Annotated in this window: 16 protein-coding genes and 1 pseudogene; 5 read left to right on the top strand and 12 right to left on the bottom strand. The window is 74.0% G+C overall.

Features of this window, described 5'->3' with window-relative positions; translation table 11 throughout:
* The 7 genes and pseudogenes from PV350_RS27700 to PV350_RS27730 all read right to left on the bottom strand — a co-directional run.
* Nucleotides 1-324, bottom strand: a pseudogene (locus PV350_RS27700) (peptidase M50); the annotation flags it as partial.
* The gene (locus tag PV350_RS27705; RefSeq protein WP_500336680.1) at nucleotides 321-1,406 is read right to left on the bottom strand and encodes a lantibiotic dehydratase C-terminal domain-containing protein; all 1,086 of its coding nucleotides are present in this window, start codon (nucleotides 1,404-1,406) and stop codon (nucleotides 321-323) included. The gene PV350_RS27705 and the pseudogene PV350_RS27700, both read right to left, overlap by 4 nt.
* The gene (locus PV350_RS27710) at nucleotides 1,403-4,105 is read right to left on the bottom strand and encodes a lantibiotic dehydratase (RefSeq protein WP_500336699.1); all 2,703 of its coding nucleotides are present in this window, start codon (nucleotides 4,103-4,105) and stop codon (nucleotides 1,403-1,405) included. The genes PV350_RS27705 and PV350_RS27710 overlap by 4 nt, the downstream gene beginning before the upstream one ends.
* A gap of 56 nt (nucleotides 4,106-4,161) precedes the next feature.
* The gene (locus PV350_RS27715) at nucleotides 4,162-5,805 is read right to left on the bottom strand and encodes a SagB family peptide dehydrogenase (RefSeq protein ID WP_500336682.1); all 1,644 of its coding nucleotides are present in this window, start codon (nucleotides 5,803-5,805) and stop codon (nucleotides 4,162-4,164) included.
* 51 nt (nucleotides 5,806-5,856) lie between these two features.
* Entirely contained in the window at nucleotides 5,857-7,809 is a 1,953-nt protein-coding gene (locus PV350_RS27720) for a TOMM precursor leader peptide-binding protein (protein WP_500336684.1), read from the bottom strand.
* Complete coding sequence (locus PV350_RS27725; RefSeq protein WP_499509257.1) at nucleotides 7,799-10,042, bottom strand: TOMM precursor leader peptide-binding protein; 2,244 nt, start codon at nucleotides 10,040-10,042, stop codon at nucleotides 7,799-7,801. Before PV350_RS27725 ends, PV350_RS27720 begins: the two co-directional genes overlap by 11 nt.
* A gap of 80 nt (nucleotides 10,043-10,122) precedes the next feature.
* Complete coding sequence (locus PV350_RS27730; protein WP_500336686.1) at nucleotides 10,123-11,226, bottom strand: AfsR/SARP family transcriptional regulator; 1,104 nt, start codon at nucleotides 11,224-11,226, stop codon at nucleotides 10,123-10,125.
* A 458-nt stretch (nucleotides 11,227-11,684) separates the two neighbouring features.
* On the opposite strand from PV350_RS27730, the gene PV350_RS27735 reads away from it, so the two are divergent.
* Both PV350_RS27735 and PV350_RS27740 read left to right on the top strand, forming a co-directional pair.
* Nucleotides 11,685-11,888, top strand: a complete 204-nt coding sequence (locus PV350_RS27735) for a cold-shock protein (RefSeq protein WP_018557881.1) — start codon at nucleotides 11,685-11,687, stop codon at nucleotides 11,886-11,888.
* 166 nt (nucleotides 11,889-12,054) lie between these two features.
* Complete coding sequence (locus PV350_RS27740) at nucleotides 12,055-12,816, top strand: MBL fold metallo-hydrolase (protein WP_499509255.1); 762 nt, start codon at nucleotides 12,055-12,057, stop codon at nucleotides 12,814-12,816.
* A 66-nt stretch (nucleotides 12,817-12,882) separates the two neighbouring features.
* Here the strand turns inward: PV350_RS27740 and PV350_RS27745 are convergent, their stop codons facing one another.
* Nucleotides 12,883-13,323, bottom strand: coding sequence for a GNAT family N-acetyltransferase (locus tag PV350_RS27745; protein WP_499509254.1), 441 nt, complete (start codon nucleotides 13,321-13,323; stop codon nucleotides 12,883-12,885).
* A gap of 133 nt (nucleotides 13,324-13,456) precedes the next feature.
* Between PV350_RS27745 and PV350_RS27750 the strand changes: the two genes are divergently transcribed.
* Together PV350_RS27750 and PV350_RS27755 are read left to right on the top strand one after the other, a co-directional pair.
* Nucleotides 13,457-14,335 carry a DMT family transporter gene (locus tag PV350_RS27750; protein ID WP_500336689.1) on the top strand — a complete coding sequence of 293 codons (879 nt, stop codon included), beginning with the start codon at nucleotides 13,457-13,459 and terminating at the stop codon, nucleotides 14,333-14,335.
* 85 nt (nucleotides 14,336-14,420) lie between these two features.
* Entirely contained in the window at nucleotides 14,421-15,653 is a 1,233-nt protein-coding gene (locus PV350_RS27755; RefSeq protein ID WP_500336690.1) for a CehA/McbA family metallohydrolase, read from the top strand.
* A 67-nt stretch (nucleotides 15,654-15,720) separates the two neighbouring features.
* Here PV350_RS27755 and poxB read toward each other — a convergent pair whose 3' ends face one another.
* Both poxB and PV350_RS27765 read right to left on the bottom strand, forming a co-directional pair.
* On the bottom strand, nucleotides 15,721-17,460 hold the full coding sequence (gene poxB / locus PV350_RS27760) for a ubiquinone-dependent pyruvate dehydrogenase (protein ID WP_499509251.1): 1,740 nt from the start codon (nucleotides 17,458-17,460) through the stop codon (nucleotides 15,721-15,723).
* A 163-nt stretch (nucleotides 17,461-17,623) separates the two neighbouring features.
* Nucleotides 17,624-18,619, bottom strand: coding sequence for a helix-turn-helix transcriptional regulator (locus PV350_RS27765; protein WP_499509250.1), 996 nt, complete (start codon nucleotides 18,617-18,619; stop codon nucleotides 17,624-17,626).
* Nucleotides 18,620-18,788: 169 nt separating this feature from the next.
* Here PV350_RS27765 and PV350_RS27770 point away from each other — a divergent pair, with 169 nt between their 5' ends.
* Nucleotides 18,789-22,238, top strand: a complete 3,450-nt coding sequence (locus PV350_RS27770; protein WP_500336693.1) for a S8 family serine peptidase — start codon at nucleotides 18,789-18,791, stop codon at nucleotides 22,236-22,238.
* A 210-nt stretch (nucleotides 22,239-22,448) separates the two neighbouring features.
* Here PV350_RS27770 and PV350_RS27775 read toward each other — a convergent pair whose 3' ends face one another.
* Nucleotides 22,449-23,933 (bottom strand): SpoIIE family protein phosphatase, encoded by a 1,485-nt coding sequence (locus PV350_RS27775; RefSeq protein WP_500336695.1) that lies wholly within the window; start codon nucleotides 23,931-23,933, stop codon nucleotides 22,449-22,451.
* Nucleotides 23,934-23,992: 59 nt separating this feature from the next.
* Nucleotides 23,993-25,102 (bottom strand): PP2C family protein-serine/threonine phosphatase, encoded by a 1,110-nt coding sequence (locus tag PV350_RS27780; protein ID WP_500336697.1) that lies wholly within the window; start codon nucleotides 25,100-25,102, stop codon nucleotides 23,993-23,995.
* Nucleotides 25,103-25,473: the final 371 nt, after the last annotated feature.

The raw sequence follows: 25,473 nt of genomic DNA on the forward strand, positions 1-25,473 counted from the left end.
GCCCGCCCCCGCCCCCGCCGGGGCCGCGGCGTCCGCGCCGGCCAGCAGCTGCCGCCCGTACAACAGGCCGAGCAACTGCCGCCACTGGGCCTCGCCGAGACGGGCCCCGAAACGCGCGGCGTACGCGTCGCCGACCTCGGCCAGGGTGCGTTCCCCGTCCAGGTGGTCCAGGACGAAGAACTCCTTGGCCCGCAGCTCGTGACGGCGGCCGCTGACCGGGTCCTTGACCGGGTGGATCTCCACGGCCCCGCGCAGCACCGCCGGACCGACGCGCAGGTCCGGGCGCCGCCGCGGCCGCGCCTCCAGCATGCCGGGAGCTGTCATCCGGTCCCTCCCTGCGCCCCGGCCGCGCCCTCGCGCAGGGTGCGGGCCAGCACGTACGCGAGGAACGCCTCGTCGCGGATGGTCACCGAGAGCCGGTTGTTGGTCATGTGCATGTACGGGGACATGAGCATCGCCAGCGCGTGCCGCTCGTCGCCGATGCCGAACTCATCGCCCCCGCTCCAGCGCCGGAACACCAGCTCGCCGTCTGCCGCCAGCTGCCGCACCCGCCCGGCCAGTTCGCGGCAGTGCAGCGCCCAGCCCCGCAGGAACGCCGGCAGTTCCTCCTCCGCGCCGTCCGCGATGGCCGCCCTGACGGCGGTGAAGCGGCGGCCGAGTTCCGCGCCCATGTCCCCGTAGGCACGGTCGTAGCCCTTGCGGGCGGTGAAGTTGGTGTCGGAGAAGGCGCCGTCCCAGAAGGCGTGGTAGCGCTCCAGGAAGTGCGCCAGCTCCTCGTCGTCGTCGAGGAAGGACGCGGACATCACCATCATCAGCTGTGCGGCCGTCCCCAGCAGCACCGTGCGGACGTGCAGGTTCATCGTGCGCAGCGCCTCGATGACCAGGTCGCTGGAGCGCTGGAAGTGCCACTCCGCCAGGGCGACTCCCGCCGGGCCGCCGTACTTGCCGTACTCCGGCTCGTACGGCTCCAGGCTCACCGAGTTGTTGTCCCGCAGCAGCATCCGGCCGTCCGGGCCGAGCAGCTTCTCACGCTGCTCCTGCGGGTACTCCAGCTCGAACAAGGTGTTGTAGAGGTCGGCGAGGAAACCGGCCTTCACCTCGTACAGCGCCGGGCGCGTGGTGAGGAAGTGCTGCACCGCGGCCAGCGCCCGGTCGCGCACCTCGGCGTCCGCGGCCGCCGAGGAGGGCTTCAGCCGCAGCCGGACGTGCGGACCCTGCAGCCAGTAGTTGATGAAGAACCAGCCGGAGAGCAGCCCGTCCCGGCTGAGTTCGTCGACCAGCGGCCTGACGCAGTCCAGGAGGAACGGCCGCGGGCTCGCCGCGTAGAAGACGTGCAGGGCCTGCCAGTCGCCGGGCGCGCCGGGGCTGCCGGGGGCGGCGGTGCCGGTCCGGGCGGGTGAGGTCATGCCTGCTCACCATGTCCTTCCTCGTCGGGTACGGGATGTGCCGGGCCGGTGGGGAAGAGCTCCACCGCGAGCTCAGCGACGTGCCGGCCCCGGTCCGAGGCGACGTGCAGGTCGTCCTCGGCCGGCAGCATCTCCTCCAGCACGACCCGTCCCTCGGGGTCCTTCACCTGGCCCTCGAGGGCCAGCAGCGACAGCGGGCTGTCGAAGTCGACGTAGTGCGGCTTGGAGCCGCCCGCCCAGCCCGCGGATGCTCCGGCGCCGGGCAGCACCGTCGCGAAGGCCCGGGCGGGGACGCCGTGCCGGCGCCGCCAGCGCTGCCACCGCAGGAACCAGCCGGCGTCGTCCTCCCCGGCCGGACGCCGCGGCAGCGCCGTGGCGTCGGCGGTCCAGCGGCGCCGGCTGAGCACCACGGAGCCGTGGCGGACCCTCGGCCGGGTCGTCACCCCGTCGACGGCGGGCGCCTCGGGGACACCGGTCCACACGTCGAGGGCCGTCTTGGAGGTGGGGGAGAGCAGCAGCAGGGTCCGCGGGATCTCGGGGAGCACCATCGGCACCAGGTAGCCCAGGTAGAGCGGGATCACCTCCTTGCCGAGCCTGCGCGAGCGCACGACCAGCCGGTCCTCGGCCGTGTCGTGCTCCACGAAGAGGTCGTCGAGGTGGATACGGGCCTCCGGCGGCGCGGAGCCGGTCTCCCCGGGGCACAGGATCTGGTAGTCCGTCAGGCGGCCGTGCAGGTTGAGGTTGGTGGTCGCCGAGCCCGCGGTGATCTCGGCGAAGACCGCGCCCTCGGGCTGCGCGGCGCGCAGCGTGGCCAGCAGTCGCTCCGACAGACCGGGGGAGTCCCCGGTGGTGTCGAAGCAGTGGGTGAAGCGCGTGAAGGGGAAGCACAGACCGCCGTAGGAGCCGTTGAGGACGACCAGCGGGTCCATGGCACGGTCGGCGAGCTGCACGAAGTGGCTCTGCGGGGCGAACCCGTCCGGGAGCGGCGCGAGTTCGCCCGCGACCGCGTCGACGAGCTCCCCGTCGACACGCAGTTCCGCCGCGTCCGCGTCCCGGTTCCGCCAGCGTTCCCGCATGCCCTCCACGAAGGCGGAGCGGGCCCGGTCCAGCGCGGTGATCTGGGGCAGGCCCAGCCAGTTCTCCTCCGGCTGGTGGCCCTCCCGGCTGTCGTGCGGCGGGCGCTGGGACGTGAAGAGCAGGTACTGCTCGAACAGGTCCTCGTGGAAGTCGTGGACGAGTCTCAGCAGGTCCTCGCAGCGGCCGCCCCGGCCGTACCTGGCCAGGAAGAAGCCCTTGAAGGTCAGCCGCTGTGCCAGGGAGACGTCGAAGGCGGGCAGCACGCGGGCGAGCGAGCGGAGCGGGCCCTCGGCCAGTTCCGTCCACCGCCGCAGGTCGGCGGTGACGGGCCCGTCCGAGGCCCGCGCGTCCTCGTACAGCAGGGTCTGCGGCAGCGTCGCGGTGGCGGTGCCCAGCGACTCCACGACGGCGGGCAGTTCGCGGCGCAAGCCGGTCAGCAGCTCACGCCGCCGGTCCAGCGGCGCGCCGGCGTACGCGGCGACACCGGCCGCGGTCCCCTCCAGCCGCTCGGCGAGCCCGGTCGCCCACGGTCGGCCGACCTCGCGCAGTGCCTCCTGGAAGTCCCGCAGCGGGTCGCTGCTGTGGACGTCCGGGTGGAGGGAGTTGAGCTGCACCATGCCGAGCTGCAGCAGCGCCGACAGATAGCGCTCGGCCTCCTCGGCGGTCGCGCCGCGTTCCGTGCGCAGCCAGGCCGCCAGTTCCCGGTGGCGCAGCCGCGGCCGCTCGCGCAGGAGGCCGAGCAGACCCTCCAGGGCGCCGCTGCGGCGGAGGAAGAACAGGCGGTCGCGTGCCGCGTCGAAGCTGACGGCGGCGGAGTCGTCGCCCGCGGTCACCGAACGCCGTACGAAGCGGACCCGCTCGTCGTCCAGTTCCCAGCCCGATGCCAGGGAGACCAGCAGGTCGCCGCGGCGTTCGGGGTCGGCGGCGATCGCCTCGGCGAGCCGCCGCAGCACCACGACGTTCAGCCGGGCGTGCCCGGTCCAGCGTTCGTCGACGCGGACGGTCCCGCCCGGTTCGCCGTCCGCGCGGAACTCGCCGACGGCGACCCCGGTGAAGGTGCTGAACGGGCTGGTCTTGCAGGCGGTGCGGTACAGGTACGCGAGCAGCGACCGCTCGATCTTCCGGCCCCGCTTGCCGGCTGCGGCCGCGTCGCCGCGGATGTAGGCGTCGAGCTGCCCGTCCAGGGTCGGCGAGGCCAGCAGCAGCCCCGTCCGCAGCTGTTCCCCGGCCGCCAGTCGGCGCAGTTCCGTGCGTCCCTCGGCGAGGGCGTCCGCCAGTACGGCCGCGCCTGCCGCGCGCTGTTCCTCCCACGCCTGCCGGTCGTGCAGCCAGGCGAGCAGCTCCGCGCCGGTCGGGCCGTCCAGCCGGGCGGCGAGCGCGAGGGCGCCCGGCCCGTCCTGCGGGAGGCGGTTGTTGAACACGGTGCGGCGCAGCCGCAGCACCTCGCGGCGCATCGCGTCGTCGTCGTTGTCCGCCACGAGCGCGGCCAGCGGGTCGCTCAGCCGGGCGCCGGCCCCGGCGAGCCGGTGCTCCTCGTCCAGGACGTGGTCGGCCCACCGGCGTGCGTCCGCGCTGCGCAGGCGCTGCGCGGCCTCGACCGGCAGACCTGCCAGCCGCAGCATGAAGCGCGGGGAAAGGGCCGCCGCCCGCGGGGCGGTGGGCCGTTCGAGTGAGGTGCTCACCGTGCCTCGTCCTCCCGGCCGGCCTGCTCGCCCCGCATGTCGCGGCTCTGCGCTGACGGCACGAGCTCGTAGCGGAAGTCGGCGGGGCGCGGCCGCTCGTGGCCGACGAGCATCAGCAGCAGGGGGAGTTCCCCGGTGCCGGTGAGCCCGAGCTCCTCGGCGAAGGCGACGCTGTCGAAGCCGAGCGCCACACCGCAGGCGGTGCCCGATGCCGCGGTGGCCGTGTAGACCGCCTGCGCGGCCGCGCCGATCGCGGCGCTGACGAGCCGGTAGCCCCGGTCCCCGGCGGCATCCAGGACAGCGTGGGTGCGGACGGCCGGCACGATCACGGCGGCCGCCTGCTCCAGGTTGTAGTTGTTGAGGAAGTAGTGGGCCTGGAGGAAGGCGCCCGGCGGACCCTGCTTCAGCAGCCGCAGCTCCGCCGTCCCGCCGTCGTACGCGTACACGCCCTGCGCGACGCCCTCGACGTGGTTGACGAAGACGTACAGCGACGCCAGCCGCGGGCTCCCGGCCGGAGTGACGTCGGTCGCCAGCGCCGCGCCCGCCTCCGCCGCCTTCAGCGCGGCGGCCAGAAGCTCCCCCGACAGCGGACGGATGCCGGTGAACCGCCCGAAGCTGCTGCGCCGCTCCCGCAGTGCGCGGCGCACGCTCAGTTCCATCGGCGCGGCGGGCGGCAGTGGTTGCCGCTGACCGCCGGGCGGCACGGCAGGGGCCGCCGCGTCCTGCAGCGCGTCCGGCGCCGGACGGGCCGACGCGCCGTCGAGCGTGGCGCGGTGCACCTGCCGCACGGTCTCGAAGGCCAGCACGCGCCGTGACCGTTCCTGCTCGACCCTGCGGACCCCGGACGTGGCCACCCCGCTCGCGGCGGCGGGGGCCGGCCCCTCCCAGCGCAGCGGCACGACGGCGAACACCCCCTCGTCGTCGGCCTCCGCCCCCAGCAGCCGGCCCAGGCGCGGCTCGTCGAACCACAGCACCGGGTCGATCCGCAGCCCGCGGGCCTGCGCCCACATGCGCCACGTCTGCAGCAGCGCCCCGGTGTCCATGGTCACCACGTGGTAGCTGAAGCTGTTGTACTTGAAGGAGTTCTGCCAGAACTTCACACCGAGGACGAGGAACTGGTCGGTGTCCCGGTGCAGCCGGGCGTCCCCGACCGCGGCGCGGACCTCGCCCGAGACGTCGCCCGTGAGCAGCCGGTGGACGGCGTGGTGCGAGGGCGCGTAGTGGTACACGCCCGGTGTCATCGGGCCGCAGGCGCCGCTGACCCAGTGCACGCCCACCGGGTACAGACCGCCGCCGGAGGCCGTGCCGCGCGACCAGTTGGCCTGCGTGTACATCGGCAGCGTGCCCAGGTCGGTGTTGGCCTGGACCGCCAGTCGGCGGCCCACCAGGCCGTACGAGTCGCGCAGCATGCCGCCCAGCAGCGGCAGGCTGAACGGGGCGTCGCCGTGCGGCCCGGACAGGCCACGGCCGACGCCCGCGTCGTCGGGGAAGTCCCCGTCGGGCAGCGGGAAGCGCTCGGCGCCCGGGTAGAACTTCTCCTTCCTGGGCCGGTCCACCCAGTCGGGTACGAAGTCGGCGGGCTCCATCGCGACCCTGCCGCGCCGCATCACCGCGGTCGCGTACTCATGGGTGTGCCCCATGTCCGGTCCTCTCTGTCTGCGGCTGTCCTGCCGTCGTGCGCGGGCGGCGGTTCACGGGAAGGGGTGCGGGGCGAGGTTCAGCTCGTCGGTCCGCAGGTCGTGGTCGGTGAACCCGGCCTCGCGCGGGGCGGTGCGCAACCGGGGCATGCGCAGGGCGCGCTGGCGGTGCCAGCCGAAGTCGATCGGGACCAGCCCGGGTACCAGGACGGAGGCCGTGTGCAGGCCGGCGTCCCGCTGCTCGGGCATCGTCTGGTCCACCACGACGACGTCGAACCCGCGCGCGGTGACCGCGGCCACGGCCGCCTCCAGGTCCTCGCGCAGGTCCGCGGCCGGCGGGCGGCCGGTCCGCAGGTCGGCCACGGCGAGCGGCGGCGTCGCGGCCCGCTCCTCCCGGTCCAGCAGGAAGGCGGCGTGCCGGGCCATCTCCGGCAGCCCGTACACCAGCGGATGGTCGTGGAGCACGTGGACCGTGCCGAAGTCCGCCGCCATCGCCGCCAGCCGGTCGTGGTCCCGCTCGGTGCGGCGGCGCAGCTTGACGGCGTCGGTGGCGATCTCCGACAGGCCCGCGGCGAGGGCCGCCTCGGGGTCCCAGGCCGCCCCGGCACCGAAGCACAGCGCACCCGTGCCCCCGTCCACGCGCTGCGCGACGGCGGTGACCACGGGGACGGGGAAGGTGATCCGCGTGTCGAAGAAGCGGGCGCGGTAGCCGTACATCGCCAGCCGGTCGACCATGTGCCGGGTCGCGTTGCGGCCGCTGGTGGCCGGGTCGATCTCCCGCAGCGGCAGCCCCGCGTACCAGGCGATGAGGAAGGCGTCCCGTTCGACGGCCTCCATCAGGCCGAAGAGCACCGCCTCCTCCAGACTGCCGCCGGAGGCGCAGCCGTTGGAGCTCTCCTGCACGAAGCGGTTCTCCAGGCCGCCGGGCGCGTGGTAGTACGCCAGCACCTCGGGCACCAGCAGCGGGCGCCGGTCGCGCAGCGAGTACCCCCACACCCACGGGATCGGCCGGTCGGGCGCGAACGGCCGCACGATGTGCTGGGCCCGGTAGAAGGCGTCCGAGTAGACCCCGCAGGTCCGCGGGTCGAGTGCGTCGTCGCCGAGTGCGGTCAGCGGGGCCACGACGGTGGTCCGCTTGCCGCGGGCCCGCATCCCGGCCAGCCGTTCCATGCCCTCCAGCACCCCGACCCGCACGCTGCGGGCGTAACTGCCGGTGTGGCCGCCCCAGTAGGACTCCCGCAGGTACGCGCCCGAGCGCAGGGTGAAGGCGCCGACGGTGGAGGCGGTCGACGCCGACGTCAGATCCGGGGCCACCGACGGCCCCAGCATGCCCGTCACCGGGTTGACGAAGGCCTCCAGCGGCAGGTCGTACGCCTCGATCGGCCGGCCGCGGAAACCGGAGGGGTCCGCCTTGGGCACGCTGCGGGGCGTGAGGGTCGCGCCCTCGGCGGAGTCGGGGACGCGCCGGTCGCAGTCCGGGCACTCGGCGTCGGGGACGACCACGGCCCGGTTCACCTCCAGGCTCTCCAGGTCCAGGAGGTGGACGACGGGATAGCGGCCCGCCGTCCCCGTCCCCGCCTCCGCCCTCGTCCCCGTCCTCCGGGCGGGCTCCGCGGCGGCGGCGAGGAGCGCGGCGACGGCGTCCATCGCGAAGGCGGTGGTGAAGGGCCACGGCCCCGTCGGCCGCGTGGCGGAACCGAGTTCGAGGGCGTCACGCAGGATTCCGGGCCGCACGGCCTGCCACCGCCGCGCCAGGCAGCGCGTGCACGCCGCCGCCCCGTCCGCACCCGTCACCGGCCCCACCAGGGCGTGGTGACCGTACAGGTGCACCGGCGCGGCGGGGGATCCGGGGGCCTCGCCGGCGGGTACCCGCTGCTCGTCCCGGAAGCCGAGCAGGGTGACCCGCGGCGGCGCGGCGGCACCCGGGTGGTGGCGCAGGCCGTCGCCCAGCAGTCCCTCCACGACGCCGGCGACGGCGGGCGGCCGCACGCTCACGTCAGAGGGCATCCACGGCCCCGTGCGTCAGCAGGACCCGGGCGACGTGGACACCGGCCGACCGCAGGTCGGCCGAACCGGTGGCGACGACAAGGGCGTCGAGGCCGCGTTCGCGCAGGCGGCGCAGCACTTCGGCGCCGTCGGCGGCCGCCGTCCCGTCCTCGCCGGACTCCCCGGTGACGGCGACGGTCATGGGGTCGAGGTCCCCCAGGAAGGGGTCACCGGTGTCGAGCGGCGCGGCCGGCGCCTCGTCCCGGCCGAGCTGCACCTGACCGAGGAGGTCGCGCAGCGCGCCGACCGCGGCCTCGCGCGGGGTGGGGGCGGCGTCGACCGCCCAGAGCGCGCGTCCGGTGTGCGGGTCCTCGGCGCGGGCGAACATCACCGGGGCGGGTCCGCCGGGGCCGCCCAGCTCCAGCAGCTCGGCCTCCAGCCCGAGGTTCGCCGCCGAACGGCGCAGGAAGACCACCTCCGCGTCGTCGGCGGCCCACTGCGGGCCCGTCAGGGCCACGGAGCTGCGGGACCGCAACGCGGCGGTCAGCGTGTGGAAGGCCACCGCCGAGTACAGGGCGCGCGCCGCGGCCCGCGACGGGGACGGCCCCGCGGCGGATCCGGCGGAGGTCGGCACGAACAGCCGGTCGTGGTTGTGGCCGCCGAACGTCCGTACGGCCGCCGCCGGCACCAGCGCGGTACGGGCCTCGCCGAGGGACGCGGCCGGGACCCAGGCGCGTACCGCATCCGTGGTCGCGCCGGTGCCCGAGGCGATGTCCAGCGCGGCCGGGGCCAGCACGGGCCACTTCTCGCGCGCCACCTCCAGCGCGGCGCCCGCCACGACTCCCCGCTGGGGGACGACGTGTTCGGCATACACCTCCGCGGCCCGGTACAGCGCCCGCAGCCTGGCCCCGGCGACGTGGTGCACGTCGAACGCGGTGATCTCGCGCGGGTCGCCGTGCCCCACGGCCAGCCTGACCGTCCCCGCCTTGAGCGGGGTCTGCTCCCACACGTCGTCGGTGAAGGCGCCGAACACCCCGGCACGCGGGTGGGTCAGCACCGAGCGGGCGTCGAGCGCGGCCAGGGCCGCGTCCGCGTCGGCTTCGGGCGTCACTTCCCGGGGCCCGCCCTCGCGCAGGTCCTGTCCGTCCGTCAGGTCCGCGGCGGTGAGCGCGGCCTCCCCTTCCGGTTCCTCGTCCTCGCGGCAGAACGGGCAGCGCGGGTGCGGCAGCAGGGGTTCGGTGACCACGTCGAGGGAGTCCAGGTCCTGCAGCACCAGGCGTCCCTCGGTCTCCGGGGCGAGTACGCCGGTCACCAGCCGGAACACCTCGTACGCCAGCAGGTTGCCGAGCATCGCCGCGGGCGGACCGGAGATCCTCCCCTGCTCGGCCTGCTCGGGGTCGTCCAGGCGCACCGCGCTCCACAGGTCGGCGGCCGCGCCGGGCTCGCCGTTGGCGCCCAGGCGCAGCGCGGCACAGGACCAGCAGCCCTGCGTTCCGGCCGTCATGACCGGGCCCACGACCGCCTGGTCGCCGAAGGCCCAGGCGGGCAGCAGGCGCACGCCCTCGGGTACTCCGGCCTCGAGCAGCCGCAGGGCGGCCCCGGGGGCCCCGGTGGTCAGGACCACGTCGTAGCCGGCGAGGTCGTCCCAGCCGTCGTCGCCCGTCACGTCCCACCGGACGACCTCCACGGGGCAGCCCGCGGCCTCCAGCCCCGCCGCCTCGCGCAGCGCCTCGGCGAAGGGGTCGGTGCCCGGGCCCGTGGCGGCCGGGAGCGCGAGCGCGGCGCAGCCGTTGCGGACCAGGCTCAGCGCGCACCACCGGGCCACCGGGTCGTCGCCCAGTACCGCGACGCGGGTGTCGCGGAAGCGCCGGAACCGGCTCCCGGCCTCGCCGGCGTAGTGGTCGATGTAGTCGACCTGCGCCGCGAAGCGCTCCGCCACCTGGGGAGCCAGTTCGTCGAGGCCGTCGCTGCCCGGGAGGACGTCGCGGGCGAAGCCCCTGCCGTACAGGGCGCCCACCAGCTCACCCACCATGGCCTGCTGCCGCTCGCCCAGGCCCGCGCAGATCTCCTCGACCCGGTTCGTCCCGTTCAGGTGGGGAACGACCAGCGTGGCGAACCTGTAGGCCGATCTGCCCCGCAGATTGAATCCACCGTGGGCGTTATGGAATACGACACCGTCCGGAGTCTCGGTGAAAAGGACGTCACGGCGGATACGGGGATACGAATGCGCGACTTCCTCGTACGCAGCGGTCATGCCGTCATTACTCCCATTCGGGCGCGGTCAGCGGACACGGATACCGGCGGTAACATTCCCGAACCGCCGGGGAACGGCGTTCAGAAGGTGGAGGACATGTCGGAACCGGACGCCTCCGTCCGTAATTCCATCGCCCCGCGGGCGAGAATCCGGAGAGAGTCGTGCATTCGGTAGTGGCCGTCCGGGCCCTCCTCCAGGAGGCCCGCCCCGAGGAGCGTTTCGAGGACCTGCGCGGCGCCCCGGGACAGCAAAGGCTTTCCGGTCGGAGGCGCCGTGGGGGCGATATCGGAACCACCCCGGGAATGGTCTCGACCATTGGCGCCGGAATGCGGGCGGTAACGTTCGGGAGGTCCGGCGGAGAGGTCCTCGCCGCGCAGCACCGCGAGCTCCAGCCGCTGCAGGGCGGCCCCGGGGTCGACACCGAGCTCGGAGCGCAGGTACTCCTTCACCACCCGGTACTCGCACAGCGCCTCGGCACGCCGCCCGGTGCGGTGGAGCGCCTCGACGAGCTGCGCCCAGAAGGGTTCGTGCGCCGGGTGGGAGCGGGCCACCGGCCAGAGCTCGGACAGCACCTGGCGGCAGCGGCCCAGCGCGAGCTCCAGGTCGAAGACCCGCTCCATGGCGCGCAGCCGCTCCTCGGTCAGCCGGGGCACGACCTCGCGCCGGAGGATGTCGGAGTGGATGTTGGCCAGCAGCGGCCCCTGCCAGAGGGCCAGCGCGGTCCGCAGGACGTGCAGCTCCCGCTCCGGTCCGGACGCCTCGTCGGCCACGCGCAGCAGGTCGCGGAAGGCGATCAGGTCCAGCGAGCCGGCGTCCGCGGCGATCCGGTAGCCCCCTGGGACGGCCTCGATGAGGGTGCCGGCGATGCCGTACTTGGTGAAGAGCTGCCGTAATCGCTGCACGCAGGTGTGCAGGGCCGACCTGGCGCTGACGGGGCGCTCCTCGCCCCAGACCACCCGCTGCAGGAATTCGGCGGACACCGTGGAATTGGGATGCAAAAGGAGAGCCGCGAGGAGATTTGCGGGCTTCGACGGCTGAAGTGCGATGACGTTGCCGCCGTCCGCTATCCTCACCGGTCCGAGCATGAGGAACTTCGGACTGAATTCGTCCGAATCTAATAACGTGTTCGGTCCGAGATCACCGGACGCTTCTTGGACACGGTCGACAGATTGCCTTTTATGCATTTCCGCCCACACTCCCCGCTGACGCCGGGAACGTATCACGCACACGAACTCGTCACAAGGGGCCCGCAAGGCCTTCCCCGAGGGATTGCCGCGGCTGCGTATGCACCATTTAACCTAAAACATCTACGCGTGTCGACCCGTTGCCGTGAAAAAGTCCGCCGGACTCCTCCGGCCGACTTCGGGCATTGCTCCACGAATGTGCGGAAGTCGGTGCGGAGCGGCGCGGGGGAATCGCGGCCCTTTCGCGCCCGCACCCACGCGCGGCCCGCCCGCCGGGTGGGGCCCGGGATGCCGGCCGCGGGGCGGTCCGTTGCGGCAGGGGACGTACAGATGCGAGGACCCGGCGTAAAAACGCCCCGCGTCGGGTAAAGAGGGCTCCGTGGCCGTCTCCGTCAGGAGGCGACTCCGGGTCACGCAGTCGGCGTGGCTCGGCGGCTGGCACGTGAAGGATGGACGCGGTGGCGACAGGCGTCGTGAAGTGGTTCAACTCGGAAAAGGGCTTCGGCTTCATCGCACAGGACGGAGGTGGCCCCGATGTGTTCGCGCACTACTCGAACATCGCCGGCAACGGCTACCGCGAACTGGTCGAGGGTGAGGCCGTGACGTTCGACGTCACCCAGGGACAGAAGGGACCGCAGGCGGAGAACATCATCCGCAACTGACGGTCCGCGACCGGGGTGGCCGGGTCGTCACCGGCAGCGCGCACATGGCTGCCGGGGAGGCGCGGCCACCCCGTCCCCGTCTGCGGCCCCGCCCCGTTCCACCTGTTGACCCCACCTGTGGACCCCGCCTCCGGGCCGGCGTCCGGGGCGAGGACACTGGGGCGGTATGACGCACTGGTACGAGCGACGCGACGTCGAGGACGGCATCGTCCGCATCAGCGAGCCGCACGCCCACCAGATCGTGAAGGCCAACGTGTGGTGGCTGCACGGCTCCGAACGCGACCTCGTCGTGGACGCCGGTCTCGGGGTGGTGCCGCTGCACCGGGAGCTCCCGGACGTCTTCGCGAGGGACCCGCTGCTGCTCCTCACCCACGCCCACCTCGACCACGTCGGCGGCGCCCACGAGTTCACCGAGCGCGTCGCCCACACCGCGGACGCCGCGGCTCTGGCGCGCGGCGTGCCGGCGAGCCTGTACGGGCCCGAACTCGCCGAACGGCTCGGCACCGAGGACGTCGGCGCGTCCTTCCCGGACCTCCTCCTCGACGCCCTGCCCGGCCCCGGGTACGACCCCGGCAGCTACGGCATCGGCCCGGTGACCCTCACCCGCACCCTGAGCGGGGACGAGCGGATCGACCTCGGCGACCGGACCTTCACCGTCCTCCACCTGCCGGGGCACACGCCGGGCTCCGTCGCCCTCCTCGAGGAGCGCACGGGGGCGCTGTACTCCGGCGACGCCGTCTACGACGGCTACCTCGTCGACGACCTGCCCGAGTCCGACGTGCCGGCCTACCGGCGCACCGCGGCCTTCCTCGCCGACCTGGACGTCCGCGTCGTCCACCCCGGCCACGGGCGGAGCTTCGGCCGTGACCGGCTGCGCGAGGTGGCGGAGCGCTACCTGCGCCGCAGCGCTCCCGCGGACCGCTCCTGAGCGTGCTCTGCGGGGTCGGTCCGGAGGATCGGGCACGGGCCGCGGGTACGGGCGCGGGTACGGGCCTCAGGCCAGCCGCAGGGTGACGTAGGCGATGGTGTCCCCGGGCAGCACGTAGCGTTCGACCTCGACGAAGCCCCGCGCCTGCGCGAAACGCAGCCCCTCGGTGTTGGACGCCAGGACGACCGTCTCGACCGCCACTGCGCCCAACTCGCGCGCCCGGTCGATCCCCCGGGTGTAGAGCCGCATGCCGAAGCCCTGCCCCCGGTGGTCGGGCAGCACCCGGGCGATGACCGTGGCCGTGGCCTCCTCGCCGGTGGGCGGTCGCACGGTCGTGCAGCCCACGACGGCGTCACCGAGGTAGGCGACCTCCAGGTGGTTGCGCTGCGATCGCTCGCGCACGTCGTCGAGGGAGAGCGGGCCGGTGGGGATGATCGTGTTGTGGACGAACCGCCAGTCCTCGAGCATGGCGTCGCCGTGGGGCCGTTCGATGCGAAGGGTCGGCATCGCAGCAGGAAACCGGTGGACGGCGAGTGGCGTCAACCGCATTTGCCGGAGGCCGCAGGGCCTGCGACGCGTCGCGCGGCGCGGTGGGGGAGCGCAGCGGTTAGCGTGGGCCGGGATCCGGAGGAGAGCCCTGGTGCAGACCACCCTTGCCGTGTTGTTCGCGCTGCTCGCGGCCGTCAGCAACGCCCTGGCCACCGTGCTCCAGCGCTACGCGGCCCGCACGGTCCCGCTCTCGGTGGGGCTGCGTCCGGCCCTCATGGGTGAACTGCTGCGCAAGCCCGTGTGGCTCGCCGGATTCGGCGCGGTGATCGCGGCGGCTGCGTTCCAGGCCCTGGCCCTGCTCAACGGCGCGCTCTCGCTCGTCCAGCCGCTGTTCGTCCTGGAGTTGCCCTTCGCCCTGTTCATCGGCGGCCTGGTGCTGCGCCGCCGGCTTCCGCCGCGTGGCTGGGCCGCCGTCGCCGCCATGGTGGTGGGGCTGGGCGTGGGGCTGTGGGCCGCATCACCGAGCGGCGGGGTCGACCGGCCGCGCACCGGGCTGTGGGCGATGGCGGTGCCGAGTTGTGCCGCCGCCGTCCTGGTGCTCGTCGGCACCGCCGTCCGGCGCCCCGAGGGCCGGGTGCGCGCCGCCTGCTTCGGCCTGTCGGCGGCCATCTGCTACGCGCTGACCGCCGGGCTCCTGAAGGACGCCACGCAGGTGTGGGCCACCGACGGTGCGGCCGCCTTCTTCACCGTGTGGCAGACCTACGGCTTCGCGCTCGTCGGGGTCGCGGCCGTCTTCCTCCTGGAGAACGCCATGCAGTCCGGGCCCCTGGTGGCCTCCCAGCCCGCGCTGACGCTGGGGGACGCGACCGTGAGCCTCGTGCTGGGGGTGACGGTGTTCGAGGAGCGGCTGCGGGGAGGCTGGTGGCTCCTGCCCATGCTGCTGGGCGCGCTGCTCGTGGTGGCGGGCGCGTTCGTCCTGGTCCGGGTCCCGCTCGTCCGCACGCTGGTGGGGCCGGACGCACCCCGCTGAGCGGCACCCGGCGGGCGCGAGGCGTTCATCCGACGGGAACCCTTGATTTCGGCCATGCTCCTGTCAACCAGTTGTACTGGCCGCCATGAGTGGACACCACGCCGACTTGGCGCACACGCACGCGCACGGACCCAGCCGACGTTCCCTCCTCGCCGGTGCGGGCGGCCTGCTGATCGCGGCCTCCCTGCCCGGAACCGCCCAGGCGGCGGGCACCCGCACCGCGGCGGGCACCCCCGCCACGAACCGGATCGGGGCCTCCCGGGCCTCGTTCGTCACCCAGGGCACCAGACTCGTCCACGCCGACCTGCACAACCACACCCTGATGTCGGACGGCGACGGCGACCCCGCCCTCGCGTTCGCCTCCATGCGTGACGCCGGGCTCGACGTGGCGGCGCTCACCGACCACACCACCCTGCTCTCGATCAACGGCCTGTCCAAGGGGGAGTGGGACCGCACCCGTCAGCTCGCGGACGCCGCCGACGTCCCCGGCGCCTACACCGCGATCCGCGGCTTCGAGTGGTCGCACCCGCTCCTCGGCCACGCCAACGTCTGGTTCACCGACCAGTTCGTCGACCTGGGCGGGGCGAGCTCGATGGGCTCCCTCTACAACTGGATCGCCGGCCGTGACGCGGTGGCGGGCTTCAACCACCCGGGCCGCGAGATCGGGCGCTTCAACGACTTCGCCTACTCGGCCGCGGTGCGCGACAAGATGGTCAGCGTCGAGATGTTCAACCGCGGCGACGACTACCTCTTCGACGGCTGGTCGGACCGCAGGTCCTCACACCTCAACGCCGTCCTGAACGCCGGCTGGCGCACCGGGATCACCGGGGTCAGCGACCACCACGGCAGCGAGTGGGGCAAGGTCGAGGGCGTGGGCCGCGCCGGGCTCTGGGTCACCGAGAACACCCGGGCCGGCGTACTGGAGGCCATGCGCGCCCGCCGCTTCTTCGCCACCCGCTTCTCCGGGCTGCGCTTGGACGCGACTGCCAACGGCGTCCAGATGGGCGGCGTCCTGCCGCTCGCCTCCGGCGACGTCCGCTTCGCCGTGGACCTCGACCGAGGCCCCGACTGGCTGGGCAAGCCCCTGCACGTCCAAGTGCTCCGCCCCGGCTCCAGCGCGCCGGCCGTTGCCGAGGTCGTCCCCACGACGTCCGGCAGCCTGGCCGAGTTCACCGTCCCGCTCGACGTCGAGGACGGTGACTGGGTGGTGCTGCGCATCTCCGACCCCTCGCAGCCCAACGGGCAGCCGGGACCGTCCGGACACCCCTGCAACGACCTGGGTGTCGCCTACTCCAGCCCCTGGTGGCTGCAGCCCTGACGGGGCGTCGTGCCCGCCGGGCCCACGGCCCGGCGGGCGTCCGCGGGGCCCACTCCCGCTCGGCCTGTCAGTCGAAGCCGAGATCCCGCAGATTGGTCTTCGCCAGTTCCACGATCTCGTCCGCCCGCCCGGACAGGATCGTGCGGGTCGCGAAGAGGGTGAACCCCTTGAGCTGGCCGTAGGTGATCTTCGGGGGCAGGGACAGCTCGTGGCGCGCGGTACGGGCGTCGACCAGGGCCGGGCCGTCGTGGTCGAGCGCGGCCGAGAGCGCCTCGGCGAGCTGACCCGGCTGTTCGGCCCTGGCGCCGAACAGTCCTGCCGCCCGGGCGATCTCGGCGTAGTCCGCCTCGCCCAGGTCGGTGCCGAAGTTGACGATGCCCGCGGCCTTCATCTCCAGCTCCACGAAGGAGAGCGCGGTGTTGTTGAAGACCACGATCTTGACGGGCAGGTCCAGCTGACGGAGTGTGAGCAGCTCCCCGAGGAGCATGCTCAGGCCGCCGTCCCCGCACAGGGCCACGACCTGGCGTCCCGGATGGGAGGCCTGGACGCCGATGGCGTGCGGCAGGGCGTTGGCCATCGTGCCGTGGTTGAACGAGCCGATGAGCCGCCGGTGGCCGTTCATCGTCAGGTAGCGGGCCGCCCACACCGTGGGGGTGCCGACGTCGGCGGTGAAGACGGCGTCCGGGGTCGTGAGCTTGTCGACGGTGGCCGCGACGTGCTGGGGGTGCATGGGGGAGTCCGAAGGACCGGCCGCCGCGAGGTGGTCCAGCCGGCCGCGCACCTTCCGGTAGTGGCCGGTCATCCGGTCCGCGAACGACCGGTCGGCCCGGGGACGGAGCAGCGGGAGCAGCGCGGCGGCGGTGTCCTTGACGGTGCCGACCAGCGGGACGTCGACGTCGGTGCGCCGCCCGATGTGCTCGCCGCGCAAGTCGACCTGGACGACCGGCACGTCGGGGCCCGGGTAGAACTGGCGGTACGGGAAGTCGGTGCCGAGCATCAGCAGCGCGTCGCAGTGCTCCATCGCCCGGTAGCCGGAGCTGTAGCCGATCAGGCCGGTCAGCCCCACGTCGTACGGGTTGTCGTGCTCCAGGAACTCCTTGCCGCGCAGCGCGTGCACCATCGGCGCCTTCAGGGCGTCGGCCAGGGCCACCGCCTCGTCGTGCGCGTCGTGGCAGCCCGCGCCGCCGAGGATCGTGACCCGTTCCGCCCTGTTGAGGACCTCCGCGGCGCGGGCCAGGGCGGCGTCGTCGGGCCTTACGTGCGAGGAGGTCCCGACCACGGGCCGGGGCGGGACGGGCAGGTCGATCCCGGCCAGGAACAGCTCGCCCGGGATCACCAGCACCGCGACGCCCCTGCGCTCCAGCGCCGAGCGCATCGCGATGCGCAGCAGCCGCGGGACCTGTTCCGGCAGGCTCGCCATCTCGCGGTAGACGCTGCACTCACGGAACAGCTCCTGCGGATGCGTCTCCTGGAAGTACTCGCCGCCGATCTCGGCCCGCGGGATGTGCGCGGCGATCGCCAGCACCGGCACACGGCTGCGCTGGGCGTCGAACAGCCCGTTGATGAGGTGCAGGTTCCCCGGTCCGCAGCTGCCCGCCGCCACCGCGAGCCGCCCGGTGACCGCGGCCTCGCCCGCCGCGGCGAAGGCGGCGGTCTCCTCGTGCCGCACGTGGGCCCACGCGACGGTCCCGTTGCGGCGCAGGGCGTCGGTGAAGCCGTTCAGCGAGTCCCCCGGCAGGCCGTACACCCGCCGTACACCGGAGGACGCGAGAGCCGCGACCATGACATCTGCGACGGTGGTACCCAAGAGGACTCCCTGGCGGCTCGTCGGAACGGCGCGGTGCCCGCGGCACCCCGGACATTTTGTGACATCCCGTCCGGTCCGCGGGAAGCGACACGGCGCCCAGAGGGTCCGCAGGTTCTCGCCGGGACGCGGCGCGTGAGGCCCCGGGTCGTCGGCTGAAGCCTTGTCAGATCCACCCGCGGCGGGTGGCCTCCATGGCGATCTGGAAGCGTGTCTGGGCGCCGAAGCGCTGCATGAGCCGGGTGACGTGGCGCTGGACGGTCCGTTCGCTCCAGCCCAGGGCGCGGCCGGCGGATTTGTCGGTGGCGCCCGCGGCGAGCAGCGTCAGCAGTTTCGCCTCCTCGGCGGACAGTCCGTCCGGCGCCGGCTCCAGCCTTCCCAAGGAGGCGCCGTTCGCCGGGAGGCGTACCTGCACCGCGCGCTCCCAGACCGCCTCGAAGAGGGCGATCAGCGCGTCGAGGAGGGGGGAGGGATGGATCAGGTAGGACGCCGTCACCGCGTCGTCGCCGGGGCGCAGCAGGGGGATGATGGCCAGCCGGTCGTCGGAGATGGCGAGCTTCATCGGCAGGCCGGCCGCGACCCGGGCCTGTTCGCCGTGGCGGACGCCGACAGTGACGTCCGCGAGCCAGCCGGGCAGGGCGAGCACGGTGCTGTCGTAGATGACGCGGTAGGCGACGCCGCGCTTGAGCAGTTCGAGCTCGATCGGGTTGGGCTCGGTGTGCTCCTCGACCGAGGCGTACGGCGGCCGGTCGAAGCCTCGGACCTGCGTGCGCGTGCTCTGCTGGAGCTGCGCCCAGCGGCGGTTGACGTCGTCCCGCCCCGAGACGACCTCGACCAGCTCGCCGGGGTTCACGAAGCGCGTGCCCGCGCGGTACAGGTCCATCAGGCCAGAGACATGGGAGCGCACGTCGTTCAACGCCCGTTCCCTGTCGCGCAGTACGGCCTCCAGGGCGCTGTCCGGTGAGACCGCGGCGTAGGTGACGGGGCGTCCGGTGGAGCGCACGGCGAGGCCGAGGGAGACCAGCGACCGCACGCTGCGCCGCGTCGCGGGAGCGGGCAGCCGGCAGTCGTGGGCCAGGTCCGCGACCGTGGCGTGCACCCGGCGCACGAGGGACTCGTACACCGATTCGTCCTGCCGGCTCAGGCCGATGGATTCGAGCATGGTCCGCGGTCCGCCTTCGCGCTCTCTTCATGTGTCGTACTTCCGTCACCTGACGGGAAGTCGCCCCGCGATCATCTTGTCAGCCCGGTGAACCGGATGTCAGCGTTCCCCGCGGTACGTCGACATTCCGGTTCCAGGACGTGGACACACGTCGCACGAAGGAGCGCCCATGCCGCTGCCCGCCCGCCGCTCGCTCCGACAACGGCGCCACCGCGCCTGGTTGCCGGCCCTCGGGTTGTGCACGCTGCTGCTCACGGCGCTCCCGGCCGCGGCACAGGAGAACGGTCCGGCGGCGCCGGGCCCGGTGCAGGCCGGCCGGGAGAAGATCGACCCCACGCTGCTGCGCAGGATGGACGCCGTCCGGGCACGGGGTGACGGACGCGTCGAGGCGGCCGTGGTGCTGCGGGACCGCGCAGGACTCCCCGGGCAGGCCGCGGACCCGGGCGCGGTGCGGGACGAACTCACGCGCAGCGCACGGTCCGTGCAGTCCCCGGTCGTGGACCTCGTCGAGTCGCGCGGCGACCAGGTGCTCAACACCTTCTGGCTGAAGAACATGGTCCTGGTGAAGGTCACGCCGCAGACCCTCCAGGAGCTCGCCTCCCTCGCCCCGGTCGACCACATCATCCCCAACTTCACCCTCCAGGCACCCCCCGCCGAGCCGGACAAGGACGCCAAGGCGACCCGTGCGGCGGCCGCCGCGCCGAGCACCTGGGGCCTGACGAAGATCGGCGTCGACAAGGTGCGCGCCGAGCAGGGGCCCACCGGCCAGGGCGTGCGCGTCGCCGTCCTGGACACCGGCGTCGACATCGGCCACCCCGACCTCGCCGGGAAGCTCACCACAGACGACGCCAAGGACCCCGCCCACCCGGGCGGCTGGCTGGAGTTCAGCGGGACCGGTGAGCCCGTGGCCTCCCTCCCGCACGACAGCAGCTACCACGGCACCCACGTCGCCGGCACCATCGCGGGCGGCGACGCCTCGGGCACCGCGATCGGCGTCGCACCCGGCGCCGACCTCATGGCCGGACTGATCATCCCCGGCGGCTCGGGCACGCTCGCCCAGGTGATCGCGGGCATGGAGTGGGCGATCGCCCCGTACGACGCCGAGGGCAGGCCCGCAGGCGAACCCGCCGACGTGGTCAGCATGTCGCTCGGGGCCGAGGGCTACGCGGACGAACTGATCGAGCCCACCCGGAACATCTACCGCGCCGGTGTGTTCCCCTCCTTCGCCATCGGCAACCAGTGCGTCAGCGGCTCCGCCAGCCCCGGCAACGTGTACGAGGCCGTGTCCGTCGGTGCCACCGACGACGCCGACGACGTGGCCGACTTCTCCTGCGGCGAGGTCGTCGACCGCAGCGACTGGATCGACGCGCCCGCCGAATGGCCGCAGTCGTACGTGGTGCCCGACGTCTCCGCCCCCGGCGTGGACGTCCTGTCCACCCTCCCGGGTGGCGAGTACGGGCTGCTCAGCGGCACCTCCATGGCCACGCCCCATGTGTCCGGCACGGTCGCGCTGATGCTCCAGGCCCGCCCCGGCCTCACCGTCGACGACGCCCTCGGCATCCTCACCGGCACCTCCTTCTTCGACCAGCGCTACGGCGCGCGCCCCAACCCGCGCTACGGCTGGGGCCGCATCGACGCCTACGCCGCGGTGAAGGAGGCCGCGCTGCGCAGCGGCGTGCGCGGCACGGTCAAGGACACCAGGACCGGCCGCCCGCTGGCCGGAGTCACCGTCGCCCTCACCGGCACCGGACGCACCGTCACCACCGGCGCCGACGGCCGGTTCGAGCTGCGCCTCGCCGCCGGCACGCACGAACTGCGGCTCACCCGCTTCGGCTACGTGGCGCAGGAGATCACCGCGCGGGTGCGGACCGACCGGTACACCGACGTCTCCCCGCGGCTCGACCGGACCCGCCGCGGTGTGATCACCGGCCGGGTCACCTTCGGCCCGACGGGCTCCACCGTGCCCGGGGCGACGGTCACCGTCCTCGACGTCCCCGACCCGCTGAAGGCGACGACCGACCGCGAAGGCCGCTACACCATCCGCGACGTCCCCGTCGGCGCCTACGAAGTGTCCGCGAACGCCCCGGGGATCTCCCGCTCCAAGCCCGTACGGGTCGTCGTCCGCGGATCGGGTCCCGCGGCCCGCGCCGCCCTGCAACTGCCCCGGCCGTCCGCGACCGCACGCGTGTCGCTGACCTCCGAGGGCAAGCAGGGCAACCACGAGGCGTGGTGGCCCAAGCTGAGCGCCGACGGCTCCGCGGTGGCCTTCGCCAGCCCGGCCTCCAACTTCGGCCCCGGCGACACCAACGGCGAACTCGACGTCTTCGTCACCGACCTGAACACCGGGGAGACCGAGCGCGTGTCGGTCGCCTCCGACGGCGCCCAGGCCGACGGCTTCTCCCTGACGCCCACGCTCAGCGCCGACGCGCGGTGGGTGGGCTTCAACAGCGGCGCCACCAACCTCGTGCCCGGCGACACCAACCAGCAGACCGACGGCTTCGTGCACGACCGCAGGACCGGCACCACGGAACGCGTGTCCGTCGCCTCCGACGGCACCCAGGGCAACGGCCTGTCCTCCGCCCCCGCCCTCAGCGCCGACGGACGCTACGCCGTGTTCAACAGCGACGCCGACAACCTGGTGCCCGGCGACACCAACAACACCACCGATGTCTTTGTCCGCGACCGGCAGACCGGCACCACCAGCCGGATCTCGCAAGGCCCCGACGGCGGTCCCGGCGACGGCGCCTCCAGGGAGCAGTCGGTCAGCGCCGACGGACGCTACGTCGCCTTCCAGAGCGCCGCGGGCAACCTGGTGCCCGGCGACACCGACGGCGAACCCGACGTCTTCGTCCGCGACCGGCAGACCGGCACCACCACCCTGGTGCCCGGCCCGCGGCCCGGCGAGAACACCGGTCCCGTGATCAGCGCCGACGGACGGGTCGTCGCCTTCACCAACAACTGGCAGCTCTTCACCCAGGACCTGCGGACCGGCACCTCCGAGCAGGTCTCCGTGAACTCCGCCGGGGCCCCGGCCGACGACTGGGCCTTCGCACCCGCGCTGAGCGACGACGGCAGCAAGGTCGCCTTCTACAGCTACGCGACCAACCTCGCCTCGGTGGACACCAACCGGCAGGTGGACGTCTTCGTCCGCGACCGCACGGCCGGTACGACCGAGCGCGTGTCCACCGGTCTGGAGGGGGCGGAGGCCGACGGCGCGTCCGACCTCCCCTCCCTCAGCGGGGACGGGCGGTACGTGGCGTTCGAGAGCGCCGCGACGAATCTCGTCGCCGACGACACCAACCGCCGGTACGACGTCTTCGTCCACGACCGGGTCGAGGGCCCGGAGCCGGTCTTCGCGCTGAGCGGGCTGTCCGTGACCCCGCACGGCGCCCGGCCCGGCAAGGCGGTGCACGTCTCCGCCCGCGTCAAGAACGTCGGTGAGCGGACGGGTGACTACGAGGCCGTGCTCCTGGTCGGAGACGCGGTCGAGCAGCGCACAACGGTCCGCGTCCGGGCCGGGCACGACGTCCGCGTCGACTTCACCGTGCGCCGTGGCACGGCCGGCACCTACAGCGTCCGGCTCGGCGCGCTGACGGGGGAGTTCACCGTACGGAAGTGATTCCTGCGAGCGGCTGACACGGCGGTCCCGCGCCCCGGACTCCCCCGGGGCGCGGGACCGCTGCGTCCCGGGCCGTCGGCGCAGCCCCGCGTCGAGAGGTGCGTTCCGCGGTGCCCCGGGCGCGCCGGGGCACACCCGCGCCGATGCCGCGCCGCGACGGGGGCCGCCCGCGAACGGGCGGAACGCCGGGTCCGCGCCGGCGGAGCCGGCTCAGCAGGGCTGTTTGGCCCAGATGGTCTTGCCCTCCTGGGTGTGGCGGCAGCCCCAGCGCTGGGTCAGCTGGGCGACGATGAACAGTCCGCGGCCGCTCTCGTCGAGGGTGCGGGCCCGCCGCAGGTGCGGCGTGGTGCTGCTGCTGTCGGAGACTTCGCAGGTCAGGCCGTCGTCGTGGCGGATGAGGCGGAGCCGGACCGGCGGAAGGGCGTGGCGGATGGCGTTGGTGACGAGTTCACTGACGATGAGTTCCGTCGTCGGTGTGGCGTCCGGAAGCCCCCAGGCGGCCAGCTTCCCCGCCACGTGCTTGCGCGCGTGGGAGACGGCGGCGGGGTCGGCCGTCAGGTCCCAGGTGGCGACGGCGCAGCTGTCGAAGGTGCGGGTACGGGCGGCGAGGACCGCGGTGCAGGGCCGGTCGGCCTCGGGCAGGGCGCGCAGGACGGAGCGGCACACGGCGTCGAGGGTGGGGCCTTCCTGGCGCACGCTGGTGAGGGTGCGCAGCAGTTCCTCGGTGGCCGGCCCGCCGAGGCGGGTGTCGGTGTGCACCAGCAGGAGACTGCCCGCGGGCAGGTCCAGCTCGGTGGCCTCGGAGGACGGCCGTGCCTTCCCCAGCGGCCGGGACGGCGGGAGCGCGACCGTCGTGACCGCGCCGTCGGGAGTGAGGACGACCGGCGCGGGGTGCCCGGCGCCGGCGAGCGAACACCGGCCGGACACGGGGTCGTAGACCGCGTACAGGCAGGCGGCACTGACGCCCGTGCCCGCGGGGCGCAGCCGGCCGAGCACGTCGTCGAGATGGGTGAGCAACTCGTCCGGCTGGAGGTCGATGTCGGCCAGCGTGCGCACCGCCGCCCGCAGTTCGGCGGCCGCCTCTCCCGCCGCCGACCCGTCCTCGGCGCAGACCGAGCCGGCCACGAGGGCGACCCGGGCGCCGGGCAGCGGGATGGCGTCGAGCCAGTGGGCGCTCGGCCCGGAATGGTCGCAGGCGGGCAGGCAGCGGCCGACGACCTCCACCGCCGCCGACCGCGGCAGGGACGTGACCGGAAGGCCGTCGGGGGGCGCCGGTGCGGTCTCGCTCCCGTTGTGCGGGGGTTCCGCCGACGCCGTGACGGCGGGTTCCGCGGAGAAGCACGACCCCGCGACCGCGCACTGCCGGCGCTGCAGCCACAGGCGGACCCGGCACAGGACGAGGCTGAGGGCGAAGGACAGCGCGGCCGCCAGGATGACCACGGTCCGGCCGCCCACCGACACCCCGTGGATCGCGAAGCCGTAGATCACCACGCTGGCGGCGAGCGTGGCGGCGCCGATGACGAGGGTGCGCCTGACGGGCAGCAGGGAGGCGGCGACGAGGGGCACGAACGCCGAGTACTCCGACCAGCGGACCAGGCCGCCCGAGGACGCCTCCAGCTGGACCGCGCAGATGGCCCCGAGGTAGCCGAGGAGCAGCAGGGGGCCGATGCCCCACGGGAACCGGAGCGCGGTCATGCTCGCCAGCACCCTGCCGTGACCGGTGTGTCCGTTCGCGCGCACCGTCCGCCCGCCGTTCACGGGGCGGCCTCCGCCGGATGGTGCGACCGGGGGGCGGGCGGGCCCTGGCCGGCGCCCGGCACGGACGGGCGCTGCACCGCCACCATCGCGAGGTCGTCGTCGAGGTGCCGCCCGGTGTGGGCGTCCAGGTCCTCGCCGACGTTCCGCAGCAGTTCGTCCGGCGCCTCCCAGCCCCAGGTGCCGGCCCGTTCGTGGAGCGGGTAGAAGCCGCCCGAGGCGTCCCGGGCCTCGATGGCGCCGTCGGTGTACAGCAGGAGGGTGTCCCCGGCGCCGAACGCGAAGGTGTCGAGGTGGTAGTCGTCCGGGGCGTCGCCCGCCAGCCCGAAGGGCGGTGCGGGCCGGTGCGCCTCCAAGGTGGTGACCCGGCCGCAGTGCCGCACCAGCGGCGGCGGGTGCCCGCAGCTGACGACCCGTACGACGTCGGTGTCGTCGGGGACCTCCACCAGGAGGGCGGTGACGAAGCGCTCACCGGCCTCGGGGTCGGCCTCGGTGAGCTGGGCCAGATGCCTTTCGACACTGAGTTCCAGCGAGGCCGCCAGCCCGGGCAGGGTCGCGTGGTGGTGGGCGGCCTCGCGGAACGCGCAGAGGAGGACGGACGCGTCCTCCACGGCCGGCAGCCCCTTGCCGCGGACGTCGCCGATCAGGAACCTCGACGTCCCACCGGTGCGGGCGGCGCCGAACAGGTCCCCGCCCACCAGGGCGTGCGCGGCGGCCGCACGGTAGACCGAGGCGACCCGCAGCGGGCCCATGCGTGGCGGGATCGGCCGCAGCAGCACCCGTTGGGCCGCCTCGGACACCGCCCGCACCTCGTTGAGTTCCCTCAGGTCGCGGTCGTGCAGCGTGCGCGCGGCGATGACGAAGCCGGAGACCGCCAGCAGCGCACCGATGTGGATGGGCAGGACCGACGAGTGCAGCAGCCCGTCGTGGCGGTCGACGACCAGCATCGCGGCGCTGGCGACGAGGGCCACGAACGCGGTGAACCGGGCGCGCGCGAACGCCGCCGTGGAGGTGGGGGCGGCCACCAGCAGCGGGGACAGATGGATGGCCACGGGGGCGACGGATCCGGTCAGCGTGATCGCCGCGATCAGTCCGGCCGGCAGGGACACCTGGGTATGGATGCCCGGCTTGGGGACGCGCTCGCCGGCCCGGCCGGTGCTGCTGAGGTGCCTCCCCCGTCCGCCGGCGGGCCGCGCTCCGGATGGGCGGATGCGGGGCCCTGCCTGCGCTGTTTTCGGGACGGGGGAAGAGAAGAGATTCATGGGGGGTCCTGCGGGTGGTTCGTACGCCGTGCGCGGACGGGACGCATGCGGTGCGCCTGCGTCTTCCGTCTTCCTGCACGGTGGGAACGCGTGGCCGCGTCCCTGCGGACGGACGGGACGTCACCCGGCCCGGTGGGGGTCCGGCCGGTCGGCCGGTACGGTCAAGGGCGGCCAGCGCGGGGGGACCGGGACGCGGCCGCCCGGGCGGGGCCGTAGGG

It is taken from the genome of Streptomyces sp. PA03-6a, from assembly GCF_033792765.1.
Classification (GTDB): domain Bacteria; phylum Actinomycetota; class Actinomycetes; order Streptomycetales; family Streptomycetaceae; genus Actinacidiphila.